The 21,411-nt window shown below is 62.4% G+C and carries 13 protein-coding genes; 10 read left to right on the top strand and 3 right to left on the bottom strand.

Going from position 1 to position 21,411, the window contains the following annotated elements; translation table 11 throughout:
- Positions 1 to 339: 339 nt before the first annotated feature.
- The 3 genes from ACP15W_RS19095 to ACP15W_RS19085 all read right to left on the bottom strand — a co-directional run bounded on the left by ACP15W_RS19095 (position 340) and on the right by ACP15W_RS19085 (position 3,184).
- Positions 340 to 726 carry a type II toxin-antitoxin system VapC family toxin gene (locus ACP15W_RS19095; protein WP_424934540.1) on the bottom strand — a complete coding sequence of 129 codons (387 nt, stop codon included), beginning with the start codon at positions 724 to 726 and terminating at the stop codon, positions 340 to 342.
- On the bottom strand, positions 723 to 965 hold the full coding sequence (locus ACP15W_RS19090) for a type II toxin-antitoxin system Phd/YefM family antitoxin (RefSeq protein WP_424934539.1): 243 nt from the start codon (positions 963 to 965) through the stop codon (positions 723 to 725). Before ACP15W_RS19090 ends, ACP15W_RS19095 begins: the two co-directional genes overlap by 4 nt.
- A 152-nt stretch (positions 966 to 1,117) precedes the next feature.
- The gene (locus ACP15W_RS19085) at positions 1,118 to 3,184 is read right to left on the bottom strand and encodes a ComEC/Rec2 family competence protein (protein WP_424934538.1); all 2,067 of its coding nucleotides are present in this window, start codon (positions 3,182 to 3,184) and stop codon (positions 1,118 to 1,120) included.
- Positions 3,185 to 3,258: 74 nt separating this feature from the next.
- Here ACP15W_RS19085 and gltX point away from each other — a divergent pair, with 74 nt between their 5' ends.
- From gltX to ACP15W_RS19035, 10 genes are all read left to right on the top strand, one after another.
- Positions 3,259 to 4,686: a glutamate--tRNA ligase gene (gene gltX, locus ACP15W_RS19080; RefSeq protein WP_424934537.1), complete on the top strand. Its 1,428-nt coding sequence runs from the start codon at positions 3,259 to 3,261 to the stop codon at positions 4,684 to 4,686.
- A 96-nt stretch (positions 4,687 to 4,782) separates the two neighbouring features.
- A complete protein-coding gene (gene gltA, locus ACP15W_RS19075) occupies positions 4,783 to 6,081 on the top strand; it encodes a citrate synthase (protein ID WP_424934536.1) in 1,299 nt (432 codons plus the stop codon).
- Positions 6,065 to 6,565 carry a YbaK/EbsC family protein gene (locus ACP15W_RS19070; RefSeq protein ID WP_424934535.1) on the top strand — a complete coding sequence of 167 codons (501 nt, stop codon included), beginning with the start codon at positions 6,065 to 6,067 and terminating at the stop codon, positions 6,563 to 6,565. Before gltA ends, ACP15W_RS19070 begins: the two co-directional genes overlap by 17 nt.
- Positions 6,566 to 6,900: 335 nt before the next feature.
- Positions 6,901 to 9,672, top strand: a complete 2,772-nt coding sequence (locus tag ACP15W_RS19065; RefSeq protein ID WP_424934534.1) for a methyl-accepting chemotaxis protein — start codon at positions 6,901 to 6,903, stop codon at positions 9,670 to 9,672.
- A gap of 141 nt (positions 9,673 to 9,813) precedes the next feature.
- Positions 9,814 to 11,904, top strand: coding sequence for a glycogen debranching protein GlgX (gene glgX, locus ACP15W_RS19060; RefSeq protein ID WP_424934533.1), 2,091 nt, complete (start codon positions 9,814 to 9,816; stop codon positions 11,902 to 11,904).
- Positions 11,901 to 13,715, top strand: a complete 1,815-nt coding sequence (gene treZ, locus ACP15W_RS19055; protein ID WP_424934532.1) for a malto-oligosyltrehalose trehalohydrolase — start codon at positions 11,901 to 11,903, stop codon at positions 13,713 to 13,715. The genes glgX and treZ overlap by 4 nt, the downstream gene beginning before the upstream one ends.
- Positions 13,712 to 15,550, top strand: coding sequence for a 4-alpha-glucanotransferase (malQ, locus tag ACP15W_RS19050; RefSeq protein WP_424934531.1), 1,839 nt, complete (start codon positions 13,712 to 13,714; stop codon positions 15,548 to 15,550). Before treZ ends, malQ begins: the two co-directional genes overlap by 4 nt.
- Positions 15,547 to 18,264, top strand: coding sequence for a malto-oligosyltrehalose synthase (gene treY / locus ACP15W_RS19045; RefSeq protein WP_424934530.1), 2,718 nt, complete (start codon positions 15,547 to 15,549; stop codon positions 18,262 to 18,264). Before malQ ends, treY begins: the two co-directional genes overlap by 4 nt.
- Before the next feature lie 25 nt (positions 18,265 to 18,289).
- A complete protein-coding gene (locus tag ACP15W_RS19040) occupies positions 18,290 to 18,733 on the top strand; it encodes an acyl-CoA thioesterase (RefSeq protein ID WP_424934529.1) in 444 nt (147 codons plus the stop codon).
- Between the two features lie 346 nt (positions 18,734 to 19,079).
- Positions 19,080 to 21,407, top strand: coding sequence for a methyl-accepting chemotaxis protein (locus ACP15W_RS19035; protein ID WP_424934528.1), 2,328 nt, complete (start codon positions 19,080 to 19,082; stop codon positions 21,405 to 21,407).
- The last annotated feature ends 4 nt before the right edge of the window (positions 21,408 to 21,411 follow it).

Raw genomic sequence — 21,411 nt, 5'->3', positions numbered from 1 at the left:
GATCACACATCGTTCTCAGTGCCGCTTCCGAACGGAGGCGGCACATTTTGTTTTCGCCATAATTGCGGTTGGAAGGCTATTTGAGGCCGTCTTGCGCGCAAACCGGTCTCATTTCACCGCACGAAATCTGACGCCCTGGCCCGGAGCAAGGTGCGCAAGCACCGCCGGGCCTGCGACCGTCCGCCTCGTCGCACCAAAGGTGTGCGATCTCATGGCGGCGTGTCTCCGGCATGACGGGCGGTGCAGGCCCTATGTTCCTCCGAGAAAGACAACTGTTTCGCCCATTGCGCGAGACCATACAGCACGGCCTCATTCGGCAACTGACGTGTCGAGACAACTTCAAACCACCTCCACCGGTCCGGGATACTCCCCCAGGATACGGTCGGAGGTGAGAAGCCGCATGCCCTCCACCTGCGCCTGGGCAATCAGCATCCGGTCGAACGGGTCGCCGTGGATCGAAGGCAAGCCCCCGACCGCCGCTGCATGGCGCCCGTCGATCGCCAGTTCCTCATAGTCGTTCTCGAGCAATCCACGCCGCAGTTCCTGCGGCTCGGCCCGGAAATCCGCGCGCCCGAGCGCCTGTTTGATCGCGATTTCCCAGATGCTCGCGGCGCTGAACACCGGCTGCACTTCCGGGTCTTCAAGCGTCTCGCGCGCGCGGGCCGGCAAACGGCCCGGAAACCCCGCGGCCCAGAGGAGCAGATGCGTGTCGTAGAGCAGTTTCAAGGCTTGCCCGAGAACATCGCCTCGATTTCAACGGCCCCCATCGTGTCGAAATCATCCGGCACGGCAACCCGGCCTTCGAGAAACCCCAGCCGCGAGCGCTTGCCGCTCTCGGGTTCAAGCGCCACCACCTTCACCAGCGGTTTGCCCGCCTTGGCGATCACGAAGGCTTCACCGCCCAGGGCTTCCTCGATGAGCCGGGAGAGGTGGGTCTTGGCCTGATGGATATTGACGGTTTTCATGGCTATCGGCATCCGAACTTAGTTTAATAAACTTAGTTCATTTTGCCCCGCGATTCAAGTCTGCCGATCGGCTCGGAGGCAGAGTTTTATGCATATGGAATGCATATCAAATGCATATCGTTTGTGTATCGCGGAAATTGCCGGAATCCGCGTCAGTTGCCGGTCCAGGGCCGCCCGCGCGAGACCGTCCGCGCACCCTCCACTTCGAGGCCCGAACTGCCAAGCCGGATCGCCAGCGAGCCCTGTCTCCGCAGCTCCGAGGCTCCCACGAAGAAGCAGTTTCCCTGCGGCCTGTCCCACCAGGACGGCGCAAGCAGTATCCGGGCCTGTCCGCAGATTTCATGCGCATTTTCAGGTGGTTGCCGCGATCCGAGATAGACCATCCTTCCCGCCTGCCCCGGCAGGTCGACCGCGGCGAAGCCCCGTCTGCGCTCCATCGCTGCCCGGGCATACGCCTCCGCCTGCGGGGCCGCATCGCCGTCGTTCCCGAGCCAGATCGAGGCGGCGAAACTGTTGCCCTTCTCCGAGTTGACCACCCGTCCCGCAGGCGTCCAAACACCGAAAAGCCGGCCATTCTCCGCAATCAGCACATCCGGCCGCTCCGCCCCCGCCCACAGCACCACGCCCGCCAGAATGGGCAGCAGCGCCAGCCCGCGGCCCTTCCCGATCCAGAGTACGGCAAAGATCCCGCCCAGGCAAATCAGCGACAGAGCGGCTGTCGGGCCTGCCGGAATCGCGCGTACAGAGCCTTCGAGACCCGAGACGAAACTCGCGACCTGCAGGATATAGTCGATCCCGGCTCCCATGACCCAAAGCGGAATGACAGCCAGGCCAAGTGGCGCGAGAAGCCCCGCGATGACACCCGCAGGCATCACCAGAAGCCCCATCGCAGGCACGGCGAGGATGTTCGCGATCAGGCCATATTGCGACATCATGTTGAAATGAAACGCGGAAATGGGAGCTGTCGCGGCGCCAGCGACAAAAGACGTCGCAGCCACGCCAATCACCGGTCGTGCAAACCGCCAGCGCACATCGGTTTGCGTCTCTCGCCACCAGCCCTGCCGCCGCAGCCATTCGTAAGCCGCGATCAGCGCCGTCGTGGCGGCAAAGGACATCTGAAACCCGGCCTCCGTCAGGCTCTCTGGCGCACGTATGAGAATGATCACCGCCGCAAGTGCCACGGCCCGCAACGTCAAGGCCGGTCGGTCAAGCAACACCGCCACCAGCACGACCGCCGTCATGATGAAGGCACGCTGGGTTGCGATACTGGCCCCCGAAAGCCCGAGATAGGCCGCCCCCGCACAAAGCGCCGCGACAGCCGCGTATTTCTTGGTCGGATGATAGAGCGCTACCCGGGGTACCAGGGCAAGGCCGTAGCGCACCAGCGCGAAGACAAAACCGGCAAGAAGTCCCATGTGAAGCCCGGAGATCGCCAGCAGGTGCGCGAGGTTCGACTGTCGCAGCGCCACGAGATCCCCTGGGTTCACCCCCGATCGATCTCCGGTCAGGATCGCCGCAGCAAATCCGCCTTTCCTGCCGGGAAGAGCCCTCTGGATGCCGCGCGAGAGCCAGATTCGGGTCTTGAAGATCCACTGCCGCCAACCACCCCCCTCGCTCCAGCGCTCGACGAAGGGCGTGCGGGTATAGCCAACCGCGCCGATTTCCTTGAACCAGGCATAGCGGCGGAAATCGAATCCGCCCGGCTCCGCAGGGGCCGCGGGCGGAGAGAGCCGCGCATAGCCAAGAATGCGCAACCCCGGCTGCAGCACCGCCGGATCCGTGTCCTTCTCGAGCGAGATGCGAACCCGCACCGGCGTAAGCTTCGGCTCCACCCCGTGCAGGACCACGCGATCGAGCAGCACGCGCGGCCGGTCACTCGCTGAGCGGTCCAGCCCCACGATACGCCCCTCGACGTTGACGTTCATGGGTCGTTCGAGAACAGGCGCCGCGAGCCTTGCCGTGCGCCAGGCGGCCAGCTCGAGCCCGACACAGGGCAAGATCGCGGCCATTATGAGCACCCGTGCCAGGTGCCCCGCCTGGAGCAGCGATCCGATACCGATCAGGATCAGAACGCCCAAGGCCACCAGCATCCAGCCCTGAGGCTCTGCCGGAAGAACGAAATAGAACCCTATGCCGATACCGAGAAAGACCGGCACCCAGAGCGGATAATTCCGGCGCTGCGCCTCGATGAGCGAGCTGATCAGGCCATTCTGGCCCACGTGCCTTGTTCTCCGTTCCAGAAATCGCCTAAGACACCGCTCTAGAACCCACCCGGTTTCCGAGAGGTTAATTCATGCCCTCCCCCGACACGGTCGTCACGCGCTTTGCTCCCTCGCCTACGGGCTACCTTCATATCGGCGGCGCGCGCACGGCGCTCTTCAACTGGCTCTTTGCCAGACACAATGGCGGTCGGTTCCTCCTGCGCATCGAGGATACCGACCGCGCCCGTTCCACGCCGGAGGCCACGGAGGCGATCTTCGACGGCCTGCGCTGGCTTGGCCTCGACTGGGACGGTGATGCCGTGAGCCAGTTCGAACGGGCACCGCGCCACGCGGAAGTCGCCCACGAGATGCTGGCGAAAGGCGAGGCCTATCGCTGCTACTCCACTCCCGAGGAGATCACGGCCTTTCGCGAGGAAGCCAAGGCCGCGGGACGTCCGCCACTCTTCCTTTCGCCTTGGCGTGATGCCGATCCGGCAACGGCACCCGACGCCCCCTACACCGTCCGCCTCAAGGCACCGCGCACCGGTGAGACCACCGTGCGCGACGAGGTGCAGGGCGACGTCACCTGGAAAAACGAGACACTGGACGACCTCATCCTCCTGCGCTCGGACGGCAGCCCGACCTACATGCTGGCCGTCGTGGTGGACGATCATGATATGGGCGTGACGCATGTCATCCGCGGCGATGATCACCTGACCAATTCGGCCCGCCAGAGCCTGATCTACAAGGCGATGGGCTGGGACGTGCCCACCTTCGCGCATATCCCGCTGATCCATGGCCCCGATGGCGCGAAGCTCTCAAAACGCCACGGCGCACTTGGAGTCGAGGCCTATCGCGACATGGGCTACCTGCCGGAGGCCATGCGCAACTACCTCGCCCGGCTTGGCTGGAGCCACGGAGACGACGAGTTCTTCACCACCGAACAGGCGGTCGAATGGTTCGACCTTCCGCAGATCGGCAAGTCGCCCGCCCGATTCGATTTTGCCAAACTGGAGAATCTCTGCGGGCAGCACATCCGCGCGAGCGGCGATGCAGCACTTCTGACGCAGTTGGACGCATTTTTCGCGCTGCAAAATCGCCCCGCGATGGACGACAATCTCCGGGCAAAGATGCTCGCCGCGATGCCCGGACTCAAGGAAAGAGCCAAAACGCTTCCGCAAATTGTTGAGATGGCAGGATTCCTTCTGGAGCAACGTCCTTTCGTCCCGGACAAGGCCGGGCGCAAGGTTCTTTCGTCAGTATCCCAAAGTATGCTCAAAGATTTGACCACGCGCCTGCAACATGCTAGCTGGGCAGCCAAAGATCTGGAGGGTGTCGTGAGGGAGTTCGCTCAAGAGCAATCCTTGGGCCTTGGCAAGATTGCTCAGCCGCTTCGTGTGGCTCTGACCGGCAGGACGGTCTCGCCAAGCGTCTTCGACATGATGGAAATTCTCGGCAAGGAAGAGTCCCTCGCACGAATTGAGGAATGCGCGGAATCGTTGACTAGCCAGACATCATAAAACACCGTCCATTTGACACGCTCCGAGGCGGTCCGCCGCCTCGCGATCCATCTGGTGTCCGACCGTGTCGTGGCACCCCGACAGAGGGAAGAACGAATGCATACAAAGTCCGCTGAGAGCGCCACGCTGACACTCAAGGGGAAGAGCTACGAACTGCCTGTCTACTCAGGAACAATCGGGCCGGACGTCATCGATATCGGCAAGCTCTACGGACAGGCTGGCGTCTTCACCTTCGACCCTGGCTATACCTCGACCGGCTCCTGCGAGAGCGAGATCACCTACATCGACGGCGAAAAGGGCGAGCTTCTCTACCGCGGCTATCCGATCGAGCAGCTGGCGGAAAAATCCCACTTCCTCGAAGTCTGCTACCTCCTTCTCTACGGTGAGCTTCCCAACGCCACACAGATCGAGGATTTCGAGAGCCGTGTGACCAACCACACGATGCTCCACGAGCAGATGGCCTACTTCTTCCGCGGATTCCGCCGCGACGCGCATCCGATGGCCATCGTCTGCGGCGCCATGGGCGCAATGTCGGCCTTCTATCACGACTCGACCGACATCGCGGATCCCTGGCAGCGCGAGGTCGCGACAATCCGCATGATTGCCAAGCTGCCGACCGTCTGCGCATGGGCGTATAAGTATTCAATCGGGCAGCCGTTCGTGTATCCGAACAACTCCCTCGATTACGCGTCGAACTTCCTGAACATGTGTTTCTCGGTTCCCGCTTCGGAGTATCACATCGATCCGATCCTTTCGCGGGCGATGGACCGTATCTTCACACTCCATGCGGACCACGAGCAGAACGCCTCGACCTCGACCGTGCGTCTCGCCTCGTCCTCGGGCGCGAACCCGTTCGCCTGCATCGCGGCAGGCGTGGCCTGTCTCTGGGGACCGGCTCATGGCGGCGCGAACGAGGCCTGCCTGCGCATGCTGCGCGAAATCGGCACACCCGATCGCATCCCGGAGTACATCAAGAAGGCCAAGGACAAGGACGATCCGTTCCGCCTCATGGGCTTCGGTCACCGGGTCTACAAGAACTTCGATCCGCGCGCGAAGGTGATGAAGCAGTCGGCGGACGAGGTGCTCGGCCTTCTCGGCATCGAGAACAATCCGACGCTCCAGGTCGCGAAGGAACTCGAGAAGATCGCGCTCGAGGATGAGTATTTCGTCGAGAAGAAGCTCTACCCGAACGTGGACTTCTATTCGGGCATCATCCTTGATGCCATGGGCTTCCCAACCTCCATGTTCACGCCGATCTTTGCTTTGGCGCGCACCGTCGGCTGGATCTCGCAGTGGAAGGAAATGCTCGAAGATCCGAAGCTCAAGATCGGCCGGCCGCGCCAGCTCTACACCGGCTCCGGCCCCCGCGATTACGTGGATGTCGAAAAGCGCTGAGCCGAAACAGAGCAAGTCGCTCCTGCGGGTGATTGCCGAAGCCGAGAAACTCGGCCTCGGGATCACCCCGCTGCGGCTTGACGACGGAACACGGACCGCTGCGGATGCCGCGGCGGCCTGCAACTGCACAGTCGGCCAGATCGTGAAATCGGTCATCTTCCGTGTGACGGGAAGCGACAGGCACGTACTTTTTCTCACCGCCGGCGACAACCGGGTGGACCCGGCGAAGGCCAGTGCCGCCGCGGGTGTTACTCTCGAAAAGGCGGATGCAGCGGGCGTGCGCAAGCATACCGGTTTCGCAATTGGCGGGGTCTCGCCGCTTGGGCACCTGACCCCGATCGAAACCTTCCTCGACCCGGATATCTTGCAATACGAAACGATCTGGGCCGCAGCCGGCACCCCGCATCACGTGTTTGAAATCGCCCCTCAGGCGCTTGCAAACGCGCTTTCACCACGTCTCGCCGATTTCACCCTGAAGAGCTGAGCGGGTCGATAGAGGCCTCGGCAGAGCAGCCGAGGGACCTCTGTCCCTTTCACCGAAGTCAGGAGCGCGTGCGCGCTGCAATGCGACCCGAGGCGGCCTGGAAATTTTCGAAAACGAACTCCATCGGACCCCTGTTCTTCCCGGAAGCCTCGCGCATGACTACCGGATAGCGGCACGGGCGCCGCCAATTCGACCATGGTTAGCGGAATTTTAGCTTCTCACCCGGTATTCCCGAACCAAATTCGAGACTTGTGCGGGCCAATCTGCTCGCCCCCTCGCCCACGAGATCCGGTTGCCCCGGACAACTTCGGATGAGGGACGGTTCGAGGAAGAGAATGAGCAGATTCGGCAGCCTTTTCGGCAGCATGGCGGTCAAACTCGGTGCAGTCATGGCACTCATGGGCTTGGGCACGCTCGCGGCCATTGCCGTTGCCTATTTCGTCTTCGTCGATCTGTCGCAATCGGTCGCCACGCTGACAACCAAACGTGTTCCCGAAATCAGCATCGGCCGCGACGTGATCGTACAAACCGTCAGGCTCAAGGATGGCTTCGCCGAGCTGGTTGCTGCCGAAAATTCCGAGCAACTGCAGGCCGCACTGGACAAGAACATGTCCCTGCTATCGGACTTTACGAAGGTCGTCGAGAAACTGCCCGACGAACAGCGGGAGGCAATGTCCGGTCCCCTCGCGGATGTGCGAATCCGGATCCAGCAACTTGTTGTCATCCGAGCGCGTGAATTCAGCAACGACTATGCCCAGAAGACGGCTCAGACGGTACTTGCAGACATGAGCGCCGTCATCTCAAGGAGGATCAGGAACCTCTCCCGCGTGAGCTTCGAACGCCTGAGCACTTCGGGCAGCGAGACGGTCAGAAATATCGGGATCGCGTTCGAACACCTCGTCGAAGAGGATCTCGCACAGCTCCAGACTGCACTCGCACTCCAGGCCGACCTGAACCTGGCCTCCGGCATCGTTGTCGGCCTCAGCGGCATGGAGAGTTCAAACGCCACTCGGGACACGATTCGTGTTGCCGAGGCGGCGCTTTCCCGCGCCGAAGAAGCCCTACCCGCCGTGACGGGTCATGCCGCTCCCATGATCGCCGATCCGGACCTCATCCGCTCCCTGATCGACACGTCCCGGAGCGCACTCGCGAACCCGGCAGCCACCTCCCGGCTGGCACCACGCGTTCTTGACCTGCGTGAGGAAAGCGACGCGGCGCTGACTGACATTATCGACCAGATCCGGAACCACCTTGAAGACCAGGTCGACGACGCCACGGTCGAGTATCGGTTCGACATCCATGCTCTGGTGGACAAGGAAGCCAGGATCATTCTCGATGCATCCGATCTTTCGACCCAGATCTTCGCTCTTCTGTCACAGGCCCAGGCAATCGGTGTCATCGACGGACTGGATGACCTTGATGTGGCGGAAGCGGAATTGCGCGATGCTTGGGACAAGATGAAACGCTTCACCGAACGCACCCTGCCGGACTATGTAGACGAGATCGACCGGATGCGCCCCTTCATCGCGCCAGAAACAGGGATTGCCGCCTCTCGCCGCGAAGTATTGCTGTCCCGCCGGGAAATGGCCACCTCCACCCGCAATGTGGCGGCGCTCGTTGGAGAAATCGCTCTGGAAACGGCAAACTACGGCAACTCGGTTGTCGATAATATCGAAATTGCCGGGGCGGCTCTCAATGGCAACATGGAGGGCGCACAGCGGCAACTTCTGACCGTCGGTGCCGCCACCGCTATCGTCTTCGTCCTTGCGCAAGTCGGCATCCAGTTCCTTCTGATCCGGCCGCTGAAATCGGCGATCAGCGCCACGCAAAAACTGGCGAGACGAGATCGCTCCGCACTCGACGCCGTCAGCAAGACCGGAATGGGCGGCGAAATCGGCCAACTCATGAACGCCCTGCAAGTATTCCGCGACAACATGATCGAGGCCGAACGCCTCGCCAAGCGGGAGAAGGACGCCGCCGAATATGAGGCCCGCCAGGCGCAGGAGGCCGCAGAGAACAGGCGCGAGGCAGAGCGCAGAAGCGCGGAAGCCCTCCTCGAGGAAGAGCGCCGCAGAGGAGAAAGACAGCGGGAAGAACAACGGCGCCGGGCGGAGCAGGAAGCCGAGAGACGCAGCCTCGAAGAAATGGCGGAGGCCGAAAGACGCGCCCGCCACGAGGAACAGGCCAAGGTCGTGAGCGAACTCGCCAATGCATTGAGCCGCCTCGCATCAGGCGACCTCGCCTCTCGGATCGACCGGAAATTCCCAAAAGGCTACGAGCCGCTGCGCGCCGATTTCAACGCGACCGTCAGCACTCTGTCCGAGGTGATGTCCGCAATCCGGGAGAGCGCCGCCAATGTCCAGAGCGGTTCTTCCGGTATCAGCGCCTCGACGAGCGAACTTTCCAGTCGCATCGAGAGCTCGGCCCAGTCGCTGCAGACCGCGGCAAGAACGCTGGACGGGCTGACACAATCAACCCGCGTCGCCGCCGAGAAGTCGCGCGCGACGGATGAGGCCGCGCGCAAGGCAAAATCCGAAGCCGACAGGTCGAGCGGGATTGTCCGCAACACGGAAGAAGCAATGCAGCGTATTGCGGATTCTTCGGAAAGCGTGACCAAGATCATCAGTGTGATCGAGGATATTGCCTTCCAGACCAACCTTCTTGCTCTCAACGCGGGTGTTGAAGCAGCGCGCGCAGGCGAGGCCGGTCGCGGTTTCGCGGTCGTGGCGTCCGAGGTCCGGGCGCTGGCGCAGCGGTCATCCGACGCCGCGCGGGAAATCGGCCAACTTCTGTCCCAGAGTGGCGAACACACACGGCAGGGTGTGGAACTCGTAGGTCAGACAGGGGCCTTCATCGAGGCCATTGCAACGGCAATCACCCTGATTTCGCAAAACGTGACCGAGATCGCGGAATCGGTCGAGGCGCAATCTGCCGGACTGCAGGAAATCAATGCCACCACGACGCGGCTCGACAGCATGACGCAGGACAACGCCGCCGCCTTCGAGGAAACCACGACCGCGGCCGCGTCCCTGTCGGCGGAGGCACGGACGCTCGCCGCCTCGGTGGAGCGGTTCTCGCTCGATCACGAGACGCGCGACGTCGCCTGAATCGACCAGCCGCTTTTATGTGCACATCCACGATTTTCGCGATCATCTTGCTTGCCTTTTGAAACCCCTCAGCCAAGTCTCCGTTAAGGATAAGCGGGCGGCGATCAGGGACTGCCCTGCGGAACATAGGGGGCAGAGCGAATGCAGGTCCAAGGCTACAGGGTAAGGGAAGGCAGCCCGTTCCCGCTCGGAGCGACTTGGGACGGGTCCGGGGTCAACTTTGCGCTTTTCTCGGCCAACGCCACGAAGGTTGAGCTCTGCCTCTTTGATGCGAATGGCCGCCGCGAAACCGCGCGCATTCCGTTGCCCGAATACACCCACGAGGTCTGGCACGGCTATCTGCCCGAGGTCCGTCCGGGCCAACTTTACGGCTACCGGGTTCATGGTCCTTACGAGCCGCAGTCCGGGCACCGCTTCAATCCCAACAAGCTTCTGCTCGACCCCTACGCGAAGCAGTTCAACACCGAAATCCGCTGGCACGATTCCGTCTTCGGCTACCGGATCGGGCACCGTGCGGAGGATCTGTCCTTCGACCGCCGCAACTCGGCTTTCGTGATGCCGAAATGCGTCGTGGTCGATCCCGCGGTCACCTGGGGTCCAGATATTCGCCCCGCGCACCCCTGGGCCGAGACGATCATCTATGAGGCGCACGTGAAAGGCCTCACCGCCCTCAATCGCGACATTCCCGATCAGTTTCGCGGCACGTTCGCCGGCCTCGCCGATCCGCGTGCCATCGACCATCTGGTCAAGCTCGGCGTAACGGCCGTCGAGTTGATGCCGGTGCAGGCATTTTTCGACGACCGCTATCTGATCGAGAAGAACCTCACGAACTACTGGGGCTACAATACGGTCGGCTTCTTCGCGCCCGCCACGCGCTACTTATCCTCCGGTTCGGACCTGCATGAGTTCAAGCTGATGGTCCGACGCCTACATGAGGCCAATATCGAGGTGATCCTCGATGTGGTCTACAATCACACGGCCGAAGGCAACCAAATGGGGCCGACCCTCAGCTTCCGCGGGATCGACAACGCCTCCTACTACATCTTGGCGGACGATCCGCGCTACTACTACGACACCACGGGCTGCGGGAACACGGTCAACCTCAAGCACAACCGCGTGCTTCAGATGGTAATGGATTCCTTGCGCTACTGGGTCGAGACCTGCCATGTGGACGGGTTCCGCTTCGACCTCGCAAGTTCCCTGGGGCGCGACCGCGACACATTCTCATCGGACGCGACCTTCCTCGATGCGGTACGCCAGGATCCGGTGCTGTCCCGCGTCAAACTGATCGCCGAACCCTGGGACACCGGCCCCTACGGCTATCAGGTCGGGAACTTCCCTCCCGGCTGGGCCGAATGGAACGACCAGTATCGCGACACGATCCGCTCCTACTGGAAGGGCGATGCCGGCCAGATCGGCGGGCTCTCGGCCCATCTCATGGGCTCCGCCGGACTCTTCGACAAGCGCGGGCGCAGGCCCTGGGCCAGCGTGAATTTCATCACCGCCCATGACGGTTTCACCCTGATGGACACCGTATCTTACAACGACAAGCACAACGAGGCCAACGGCGAGGGCAACAACGACGGCCACGATGACAACAAGAGCTGGAACTGCGGCGCAGAAGGCCCGACCGACGACGAGGAAATCCTTGACCTCCGCGACCGGCTGCGGCGCGCCATGGCCGCGACCATGCTGCTCTCGCAAGGCACACCCATGATGCTGATGGGCGACGAGATCGGCCGCACCCAGGACGGCAACAACAACACCTATTGCCAGGACACACCACTCAACTGGCTCGACCTCGAAAACGTCTCCGAGCGCGATCAGGATTTCTTCGATTTCATCTCGGCGATGATATCGCTTCGCAAGTCATGCCTGCTTTTCCGCTACCCGAACTTCATTCACAAGACCGCAGAGGGCAAGGACCCAATCGATGTCGAATGGCTTCGACCCGACGGCAAACCTATGCAGGAAGAAGATTGGGAAAACGGCGAGTCGCGCACCTTGGGTTTCCTGCTCGACACCGAGGAATTGAAGACGATCATGCTCTTCAACGCTCATTTCGAAACAGTTCCCTTCGATCTCGGCGCATTCGCAGACGCCGGAGATTGGTCCTTGCTCGTGGATACCGCTACCGGCCTGGCGACACGCGTGGGCATTCCGGCAGACCTTTCGGAACCCTATCCCGTGGAGGGCCGAAGCCTTAAAGTTCTCGAGGTAAGACCGAAATGATGACATTCGCCAACGCCGGCGAGGCGCGTTCCTGGGGCACGGTTCTGCGGGAAGACGAAGTCCGTTTCCGGTTCTGGGCGCCATCCCGTAGCGGCGTTTCGCTGCGCCTCGACGGCCAGAACAGGAAGATGCGAGAGGCCGGGGACGGCTGGTTCACCCTCGACATTCCCGGCGCGAACCCCGGCTCGGAATATGCCTTCGTCCTCGATGACGGGCAGGTCGTCCCGGACCCCGCCGCCCGCGCACAGGCGGGCGACGTGCACGGTCCCTCGCTCGTCTGCGATCCGACGAGCTTTGCGTGGCAGAACACCGAATGGCGAGGGCGCCCGCTCGAAGAGGCGGTGATCTATGAACTTCATGTCGGCACATTCACCCCCGAAGGCACATATCGGGCGGCGATGGAAAAGCTTCCGCATCTTGCGGAACTTGGTGTTACGGTCATCGAGATCATGCCGGTCGCGCAGTTCGCCGGCAATCGCGGCTGGGGCTATGACGGTGTCCTGCTCTACGCGCCCCACAATGCCTACGGAACCCCCGACGATCTGAAGGCGCTGGTGGACGCCGCGCATGGGCTCGGGCTCATGGTCCTGCTTGACGTGGTCTACAACCATTTCGGTCCGGACGGAAATTACCTCCACGCCTATGCGCGGGAGTTCTTCGACGAGAGCCGACATACGCCCTGGGGCGCGGCCATCGACTATTCACGCCCGCAGGTGCGCCGCTTCTTCATCGACAACGCGCTCATGTGGATCGGCGAATACCATTTCGATGGCCTCCGGCTCGACGCTATCGATAACGTCCGCGATCCCAAGTCCGAACCTGAAATCCTGGTCGAGATTGCCCGGAAGATCCGCTCAACCTTTCCCGACCGCCACATCCTTCTCACGACCGAGGACAACCGCAACATCACGCGGCTGCATGAGCGTGGGCCGAACGGCGAGGTTCCGCTCTATTCGGCCGAATGGAACGACGACTTCCACAATATCGCCCATGTGATCGCCACGGATGAGACCGAAGGCTATTACGCCGATTTTGCCGAGGACCGCTGGACCAAACTCGCGCGTGCGCTGGCTGAGGGCTTCGTCTTCCAGGGCGAACCAACCGGCGAATCGCCCGAACCCCGTGGGGTCGACAGTCGGCATCTCCCGCCGCTTGCTTTCGTGGATTTTCTCCAGAACCACGACCAGGCCGGCAACCGCGCCATGGGAGAGCGCCTCATCTCGCTTGCTTCGCCGCAGATGTTGCGAACGCTCTCGACCATCCTGCTGCTATCGCCTCACATCCCCATGCTCTTCATGGGGGAGGAATGGGGCGAGACCCGTCCCTTCAACTTCTTCACCGATTTCCACGGCGAGCTGGCTGATGCCGTGCGCGAAGGTCGACGAAAGGAATTCCAGCACTTCTCGGCCTTCAAGGACCCCGAGCAGCGCGCACGCATTCCCGATCCCAACGATCCTGCGACGTTCGAGGCCTCGAAGATCGACTGGCAGGCCCGCGACACACCCCCGGGATCGGAATGGCTCGCCCTCCACCGCACCCTGCTCGAGATACGTCACAGGGTGATCGTACCGCGTCTCGCGGGCACCGGGCCACGCGCGGGCCGCACGCTCGCCGCGAAGGATGGTGTGATCGCCGTGTCGTGGGCGCTCGACCGGCTCATGCTTCACATGCGCGCGAATCTCGACCAGACGCCCCGCAGGGGCCCCCGGCTTCGCGGGTCCTTGCTGCACGCCGAGAATGGCGCCGGGCTCTCGGGTGAACTGCCCGGCCTCAGTGTTGCCTTCGCCACAGAAACCGCACATATGCCATGAGCAAAATTGCAGACCTCGCCCGCCGCTACGCGATCGCGGATACCTACGAAGACGTGGACGGTGTCGAGCGTACAGCACCCGACACCACGCTCGAAGCCCTGTTGAGCGCCTTTGGTGTCGACACGAGCGACCCCGAGGCTGCGCTCGCTGCGGCACCACCAGCAGACGCCGCGCCCGAACTGGCAGCACCGCCCGGCACGCATTGCCACCTCCCCGACGCCTTGCATGGCAATGGACGGCTCTGGGGCATCGCGCTCCAGCTCTACCAGCTTCGCTCCGACCGCAACTGGGGGATAGGGGATTTCAACGACCTCGCGGAGTTCGCGAAGATCGCCGGGGCGGCGGGTGCCGATTTCGTCGGCCTCAACCCCCTGCACGCCCTCTTCCTTGCGAATCCGGCCCATTGCAGCCCCTTCTCCCCATCCAACCGGCGCTTTCTCAATCCGCTTTACATAGCGGTGGATGCGGTCGAAGGTTTCAAGCCCGGCGATTGCAATGCTGAACTGCTTGAGGAAGCGCGCGGAAGTGATCTCGTCGACTACCCCACCGTTGCCCAGATCAAGAAAGACGCACTCTGGCGCATCTGGACCCGGCACGGCGAAAGCCATACGGAATTCCACAATTTCTGCAACCGCAGTGGCGAAGCCCTGCGCCGTCATGCAGTTTTCGAAGCGATCTCAGAACAGATGACCGCCACGGGTCATGGGGCAGGTTGGCTTGGTTGGCCGGAACCATGGCAGGACCCCGAAAGCGACACGGTGCGCGCCTTCACCGAAGACATGCACCACAAGATTACCTTCCATACCTGGCTCCAGTTCCTTGCGGATCGCCAACTCGCCGCGGCACGGGAAGCCGCCTTCAAGGCCGGTATGCGCATCGGTCTCTATCTGGATTTCGCCGTCGGTGAAGCCCCCGACGGATCGAGCACCTGGTCCGACAACAGTCTCGTCCTCGGAGGGGTTCGCGTGGGGGCACCGCCCGATGCCTTCAACGACGCGGGCCAGGACTGGGGCCTCGCGCCGCTCTCGCCGATCTCGCTTGCGGAGCAGAAAGCCGCCCCCTTCCACGATCTTATGGCCGACGCGACACGCCGCGCCGGAGCACTTCGGATCGACCACGCCATGGGTCTCTGGCAGCTTTTCCTGATTCCGGAAGGGACGGACACCGCAAATGGGACCTACGCGCGCTACCCGATCGGCGACATGCTCACAGCCCTCGCGCAGGCATCCCGGGAAAATGGCTGCATCATGATCGGCGAGGATCTCGGCAACGTGCCGCCGGGCTTTCGCGAAGTCATGGAAGCCGCCGCGATCCTGTCCTATCGCATCCTCCTATTCGAACGCACGGAAGAGGGGTTCATTCCGCCTGAAGAGTATCCGCGCACAGCACTTGTCGGCATCTCGACTCATGACCTGCCGACCTTCCAGGGCTGGTGGCGCGGCGATGATGCGAGCCTCGCCGCCCGCATCGGCCTCGTGAGCGAGGACGCCGCCGCCGAGCGCGCGCAAGAACGCGGCGCGGAACGTGATCAGCTCTTGGAGGCACTCAGTGACGCCGATCTCTGGAGTGGTGCTTCGCCCGCATCCTCCGAGGCACCCGAGGCGCTGGTGGTGGCCGTCCACCGCCACCTGGCGCGCGCCCCGTCCATGCTCTTTGCGGCGCGGCTGGAGGATCTCGCTGGAGAAACCGCACCAGTTAATCTTCCGGGCACGTCCGACGAATACCCCAACTGGCGCCCCCGACTGGGCATCAGCATCGACGCCCTCGCATCAAGCCCGCTGTTTCGCGACATCACCGGCGCACTCGCAGCGGAAAGGCCAAGAAAGTCCGAATGAGCGACCTCATGACCCAGGAAACCAGCGCCAACGAGCGGCCCTTCCCCCGCGCCACCTATCGCCTTCAACTGAATGGCGATTTCGGTTTCTTGCACGCCGCAGAGCGCGCGCCATACCTGGCCGGCCTCGGTGTCAGCCACGTCTATCTCTCGCCGATCTTCGCCGCGCGCCCCGGAAGCAATCACGGATATGACGGAACCGACCATTCCCGATTGAACCCCGAGCTCGGCAGTGAAGAAGATTTCCGCGCCATGATTGCGGCGTTCCAGGAAAATGGCCTCGGCACAATCCTCGATTTCGTGCCGAACCACATGGGCATCAGCGGCGCTTCCAACGACTACTGGCTCTCGGTCATGGAATGGGGTCCCGAAAGTCCCCACGCCGCAAGGTTCGACATCGACTGGTCCTCGCCCTATCCTGGCCTCACAGGCAAGGTGCTTTTTCCCTTCCTTGGCGAAAGCCTCGGGGATGTGCTCGAAAGCGGCGGACTCCGGCTCGCCTTCGACCCGGAGAAGGGCGAGTTCTCTGTCTGGGCGCATGACACCCACCGTCTACCTATCTGCCCCCGGCACTACGGGGCCCTCCTTGATCTCGATCCCCGTTGCACCGTGCTCGCACAAGCCCTCCACGCCGCGGGCCGGGCCGGCGCGGACAAGCCGATCTGGACCGAACTGAAACGGAAGCTGGTCGCGGCCCACGCCGAGGATCCCCGCTTTGCCGGCGGGATCGAAGCCATCGTCTCCCGCCACAACCCGGAGAAGGAAGCGGGCCGGCAAACACTCCTCGAGCTGATCGACCGACAGTTCTGGCGCGCGGCGAAGCACAATCTGGCGGCAGACGCGATCAACTACCGCCGCTTCTTTGCCGTGTCCGACCTCGCCGCCATCCGCATCGAGAACGAGTCCGTGTTCGACGAGGTCCATGGCCTCATTCTTTCGCTGCTTGAGCAGGGCGCGATCGACGGGATCCGCATCGACCATATCGACGGGCTCGCGGACCCGAAGGAATATACCCTCCGACTCCGCGACAAAGCCGCGCGGCCATTCTATCTGCTGGTGGAGAAGATCCTCGCGCCCGATGAGGAACTTCCCGAAAGCTGGCAAACCGACGGCACCACCGGCTACGAATTCGGCAACCTGCTGATCGGGCTTCTGGTCAACCCGGCAGCGGGCGAGGATCTCGGCCAAATATACGAGAATTTCACGGGCCGAACCGAAGAGCCCGAAGCAATCGTCCACGCGTGCAAACGCGCCATCCTTTCGACGATGATGGCCGCCGAACTCGAGGCACTCGCCAGTCGCTTTCACGCCCTTGCGGACGCCGATGCGTCCACGCGTGACCTGGGCCGGCATTCGATCGAACGGGCACTTGCCGAAACCATCGCGGCTTTTGGCGTCTATCGCACCTACGCCGCAAGGGATGGCCTGCCCCCGGAAGACCGGCCCCGGATCGAAACCGCCATTGCCGAGGCCCGCGCGGCGCTTCCGGACCTGGAAGCGGGCGCATTCGACTTCATCGCATCGATCCTCACGCTGGACCTCAGAGAGAGCCGTCCCTCGGACGCCAACGCCATTGTTGCCGCCGCTTGCCGCTTCCAGCAGCTCAGTGGCCCCGTCATGGCCAAGGGGCTAGAGGATACCGCGCTCTACAGATACAACCGCCTGATCGCGCTCAACGAGGTCGGCAGCGAACCCGGCGCGCCGCTTGTCACGCCCGATGCCTTCCATGCCGCGAATGCAAAGCGTCTCGAACGCGAACCGCGCGCCATGCTGACGACATCCACCCACGACACCAAGCGCGGCGAGGACGCCCGCACGAAGATCGCCGCGCTCAGTTATCATCGCGACACCTGGGAACGCGCCATCGCAGAGTGGCATGAACTGCTGCATGATCCGAGAGCGCCACTGGACCCGAACGAGGAATACTTCTTCTATCAGCTGCTTCTTGGCGCATGGCCCGGCCAGTGGCGCCGCGATATCCGGATCTCTGCCGATCAGTTGGAGGAACTGCGCGGTCGCGTGACCGATGCCATGCTGAAATCGGTTCGAGAGGCTTCGGTCAACACCCGCTGGATCCAGGGAAGTGATGCCTACGAGGAGGCGCTCTGTGCGTTCATCGACCGCGCCGTGTCCGCCGATCCCGCGAACCGGTTCCTGCCCGCCTTCCGCACGTTCGAAGCCCGGCTCTTCCCCGATGCCACCTTCCTGAGTGAAGCCCAGACGGTTCTGAAACTCACGGTTCCCGGCGTGCCCGACATCTATCGTGGCGCGGAGCTCTGGGAGCAGAGCCTCGTCGACCCCGATAATCGCCGCCCGGTCGATTTCGACCTTTGCGAGCGCCTGCTGAAGGCCGACCCGCCGGAGCAATTCGCGAACCCGTCCGGGCATGGCAAGCTGCACGTGACCCGAAACCTCCTCCGTCTCCGCCGCGAATTCCCCGAGCTGTTTGCCCGTGGAAGCTATCGACCCATAGCTGAACCGGAAGACGCCGGCAGCCGGATCGCCGCCTTCCGGCGCGTCCATGGCAAAGAGGAACTGATCGTTGCCGTCAGTCTGCCGCCGCGAAGCAGCGCATCCGATCTCGGCACCCTGATCGCGGGCGCAAGCCAGGCCCCCGCCTTCCAGGATGTGCTGCACGAGCGTCGGATCGACCGCGGCGACCTCGCGCCGACCCTCACCGGGCAGGACATCGTCGTTCTGCTCGCCCGAACCTGATCTTCTGAAAACTGAGTGACCCCGCATGTCAGACCGCATCCCGGAACTGCCGCTTGACGCCTTTGCCGCCCGCGTGACCGAGCGGTTGCGCTATTGCGATACAGACCGGCAGGGGCACATCAACAACACCGTATTCGCCGCACTCTGCGAGGCCGGCCGGATGGAAATCTTCCGCGACCAGCTCGAAACGCTCGAGGGCGAAGGCAAGCAATTCGCCCTTGTCCGCCTCGCAATCGACTTCCGCCGCGAAATGCACTGGCCGGGGGATGCGGAGATCGGCACAGGCGTGATGCGGATAGGAACCTCTTCGGTCGCACTGCGGCAATCGATCCACTGCGCAGGCGTCTGCGCAGCCATGGCAGACAGCGTCGTGGTCTTGATGGATATTCATACCCGGAAACCCGCGCCCATCTCACAGGCCTTGCGCAGCCACTACGAGAACCTGATGATTCAGCGGGCACCGGCCTGATCCCGACAAGCATCGCGCCTATGCGGATGCGAGACAAAATACTGAAAAATATATAATTTACGCGATCTCGCGGGATATCAACCTTAAGGCCGTGAAAACGCGACAAGACAATTTCAAATACTCCATACCTGAACTGTAGGATTAAGCCTCCCTTCACACTTTTGAGAGATTCAACATTCAAGGCCAGCTCGGGAATGGCTCGGCTTCCTGAAATTCGACCGCTTTGAAGCTGCTCGTCGGGGGATCAGAAATCATGGACAGATTTTCCGCCAAGTGCAGCGGTGTGCGTTGTCTCCATAGCTGCTCTTCCCAAAAAACGCCGCCCGTTAGATTTGCGTGATCTGTGATGAGCCTGCTCAAGAACCTGAAGATCGCATTCGTCCTGCCGGTCCTTATCGTCAGTCTCGCAGGCGCATCCGCACTGATCGCCGGGCTTCTTGTGGTCAGGGATACGCAGGCAATCCTGCAGACCGAAGCACAACAGCAGCTTGAGGCTATCCGCAACCTTCAGGTCCAGTCTCTCGAAAACCCCACTTCGAACGCAAGCCAAAATCCGCGGAGCGAAGTGGAAAACCCGACCATCAGAAGCGGCCTCGCGCAGCTAGCCCGTATCTGGGATGACCTTCTGATTTCGGTCCTGCTTGTCGCCGCAGTCGCCGTTGCGGCGGCGCGCTATATCACCCGCCCCCTCGCGGCGCTCAGTGACGCAATGGCCCATGTGCGTGAGGAGCGCTACGATATGCAGGTGCCGGTGCTCACCCGCGGAGACGAGATCGGGTCGATGGCGCGTTCGTTTGCCGAACTGCGAGACAGCCTCCAGAAACGCGACGCGGAAGTGAAGCGACAGAGGGACACGATCTCGGCAATCGGGCAAAGTCAGGGAATCATCGAGTTCGACGCTTCGCAGGTGGTGATCCGCGCCAACACCAATATCCAGCACCTTACCGGCTATACCCTCAATGAACTGATCGGCCAACCGCATCGGATCTTCATCGAGGACAGCACCGCCGGTTCCCCGGAATATCAGGAGTTCTGGGAAAAACTCGAAAACGGCCAAGCTATTTCCGGAGTGTTCAAGGGTTTCGGCAAGGAAAACAGGATCTTCTATGTCCAAGGGTCCTACAACCCGGTGATGGGGGACAACAGCAAGCTCGAACGCGTTGTTCTGATCGTCGACGATGCCACCGAAAGAGAAGAGGAGCGCCGAGCTCTCGCCAAGAAGAACGCCCGGCAATCGGCGATCGTCGAGGGAATTGGCGCACGGCAGGGGATCATCGAATTCGATCCCGCTGGCAATATACTTGAGGCCAACGACGTCTTCTTCGACGTGATGGGATATGCGCCGGATGAAGTGATCGGCCAGCACCATTCTATGTTCACCACGAAGGAATTCGCCGAGAGCGCCGAATATCGGGATATGTGGTGCAATCTCGGAAAAGGCAGTGCCGATGTGGCCGGTGTTTTCGAGCGCGTTGGAAAGGGCGGCCGCGCCGTCTATCTCCGGGGCGCCTACACGCCGATCCGCGGGAAGGACAGCAAGGTCGAGCGGGTCGTCAAGATTGCCGCCGACATCACCGTGGAGGAAGAACGCCGCCACCTTCTCGAGGCGGAACAGCAGGCGCAGCGCGGTGAGCGGGCGAAGATCGTGGAAAGCCTCACCACCGCGCTGTCGTCCGTATCACGCGGCGATCTTACCACCCGCATAGAGACACATTTCTGCGCGGAGAACGATCGCATCCGCAGCGACTTCAACCGCGCCATGCAGACACTCGAAGATGTCATCGCCGCCGTCACCACGGCCTCCCAGACAATCGGAACCAGCTCGGACCAGATCGCGCTCTCGGCGGACGCGCTGTCGGAACGCACCGAGAACCAGGCGGCGGCGCTGGAAGAAACCGCCGCATCGCTCGAGGAACTGACGTCGAGCGTCAGAGCCGCGAGCGAGAACGCCGAGCGTGCCAATTCCGAGGTCGAGGCAACCCGTGGCCGCGCAGAGGCCGGAGGCTCGGTTGTCGGTGAGGCCGTTGCGGCCATGGGCGAAATCGAGGCCTCTTCAAAACAGATCGGCCAGATCATCGGGGTTATCGAGGAAATCGCCTTCCAGACAAACCTGCTCGCCCTCAATGCCGGTGTCGAAGCTGCGCGTGCAGGTGAAGCCGGCCGCGGCTTCGCCGTCGTCGCCGCAGAGGTTCGTGCCCTGGCGCAGCGCTCATCCGAGGCGGCAAAGGAAATCACCGAATTGATCTCGAACAGCTCGCAACAGGTGAAACACGGTGTCGATCTCGTGCGCCGGACCGGAGCATCGCTCAGTTCCATCCTGGAATCCGTCGTCACCATGACAAACATGGTATCCGAAATGGCCCGTTCCTCCCGCGAGCAGTCCCAGGGTCTTGCAGAGATCAATGCCGCCGTGAACCAGCTCGACCACGTCACCCAGGAAAACGCGGAAATGGTCGAGAGATCGACCTCCTCGGCGCATGTGATGAACGGGGAAGCTCAGGCACTGGCGGGGCTGGTCTCGCAGTTCTCCACGAGATCTCAGGCACCCGTACCGATCGTGTCGTCCATCACTCCGCGCACGACCCGCCTCTCGACCGCTCCGGCGGCGCCGAAACCCCAGGTTCAGGGTTCATCCGCGCTGGCGCTGGACGACGAGGACTGGACCGATTTCTGAACGG

It is taken from the genome of Amaricoccus macauensis (genome assembly GCF_049800915.1).
GTDB lineage: Bacteria > Pseudomonadota > Alphaproteobacteria > Rhodobacterales > Rhodobacteraceae > Amaricoccus > Amaricoccus macauensis_A.
Note: the sequence above shows the minus strand (reverse complement) of the source record. Positions and strands in the feature narration are given on the sequence as shown.

Bases quoted from the DNA above. Each gene is read 5' to 3' on its own strand.
- ACP15W_RS19090 (WP_424934539.1), bottom strand. From the start codon at position 965: ATGAAAACCGTCAATATCCATCAGGCCAAGACCCACCTCTCCCGGCTC.
- gltX (WP_424934537.1), top strand. From the start codon at position 3,259: ATGCCCTCCCCCGACACGGTCGTCACGCGCTTTGCTCCCTCGCCTACG.
- gltA (WP_424934536.1), top strand. From the start codon at position 4,783: ATGCATACAAAGTCCGCTGAGAGCGCCACGCTGACACTCAAGGGGAAG.
- ACP15W_RS19070 (WP_424934535.1), top strand. From the start codon at position 6,065: ATGTCGAAAAGCGCTGAGCCGAAACAGAGCAAGTCGCTCCTGCGGGTG.
- ACP15W_RS19065 (WP_424934534.1), top strand. From the start codon at position 6,901: ATGAGCAGATTCGGCAGCCTTTTCGGCAGCATGGCGGTCAAACTCGGT.
- glgX (WP_424934533.1), top strand. From the start codon at position 9,814: ATGCAGGTCCAAGGCTACAGGGTAAGGGAAGGCAGCCCGTTCCCGCTC.
- treZ (WP_424934532.1), top strand. From the start codon at position 11,901: ATGATGACATTCGCCAACGCCGGCGAGGCGCGTTCCTGGGGCACGGTT.
- malQ (WP_424934531.1), top strand. From the start codon at position 13,712: ATGAGCAAAATTGCAGACCTCGCCCGCCGCTACGCGATCGCGGATACC.
- treY (WP_424934530.1), top strand. From the start codon at position 15,547: ATGAGCGACCTCATGACCCAGGAAACCAGCGCCAACGAGCGGCCCTTC.
- ACP15W_RS19040 (WP_424934529.1), top strand. From the start codon at position 18,290: ATGTCAGACCGCATCCCGGAACTGCCGCTTGACGCCTTTGCCGCCCGC.
- ACP15W_RS19035 (WP_424934528.1), top strand. From the start codon at position 19,080: ATGAGCCTGCTCAAGAACCTGAAGATCGCATTCGTCCTGCCGGTCCTT.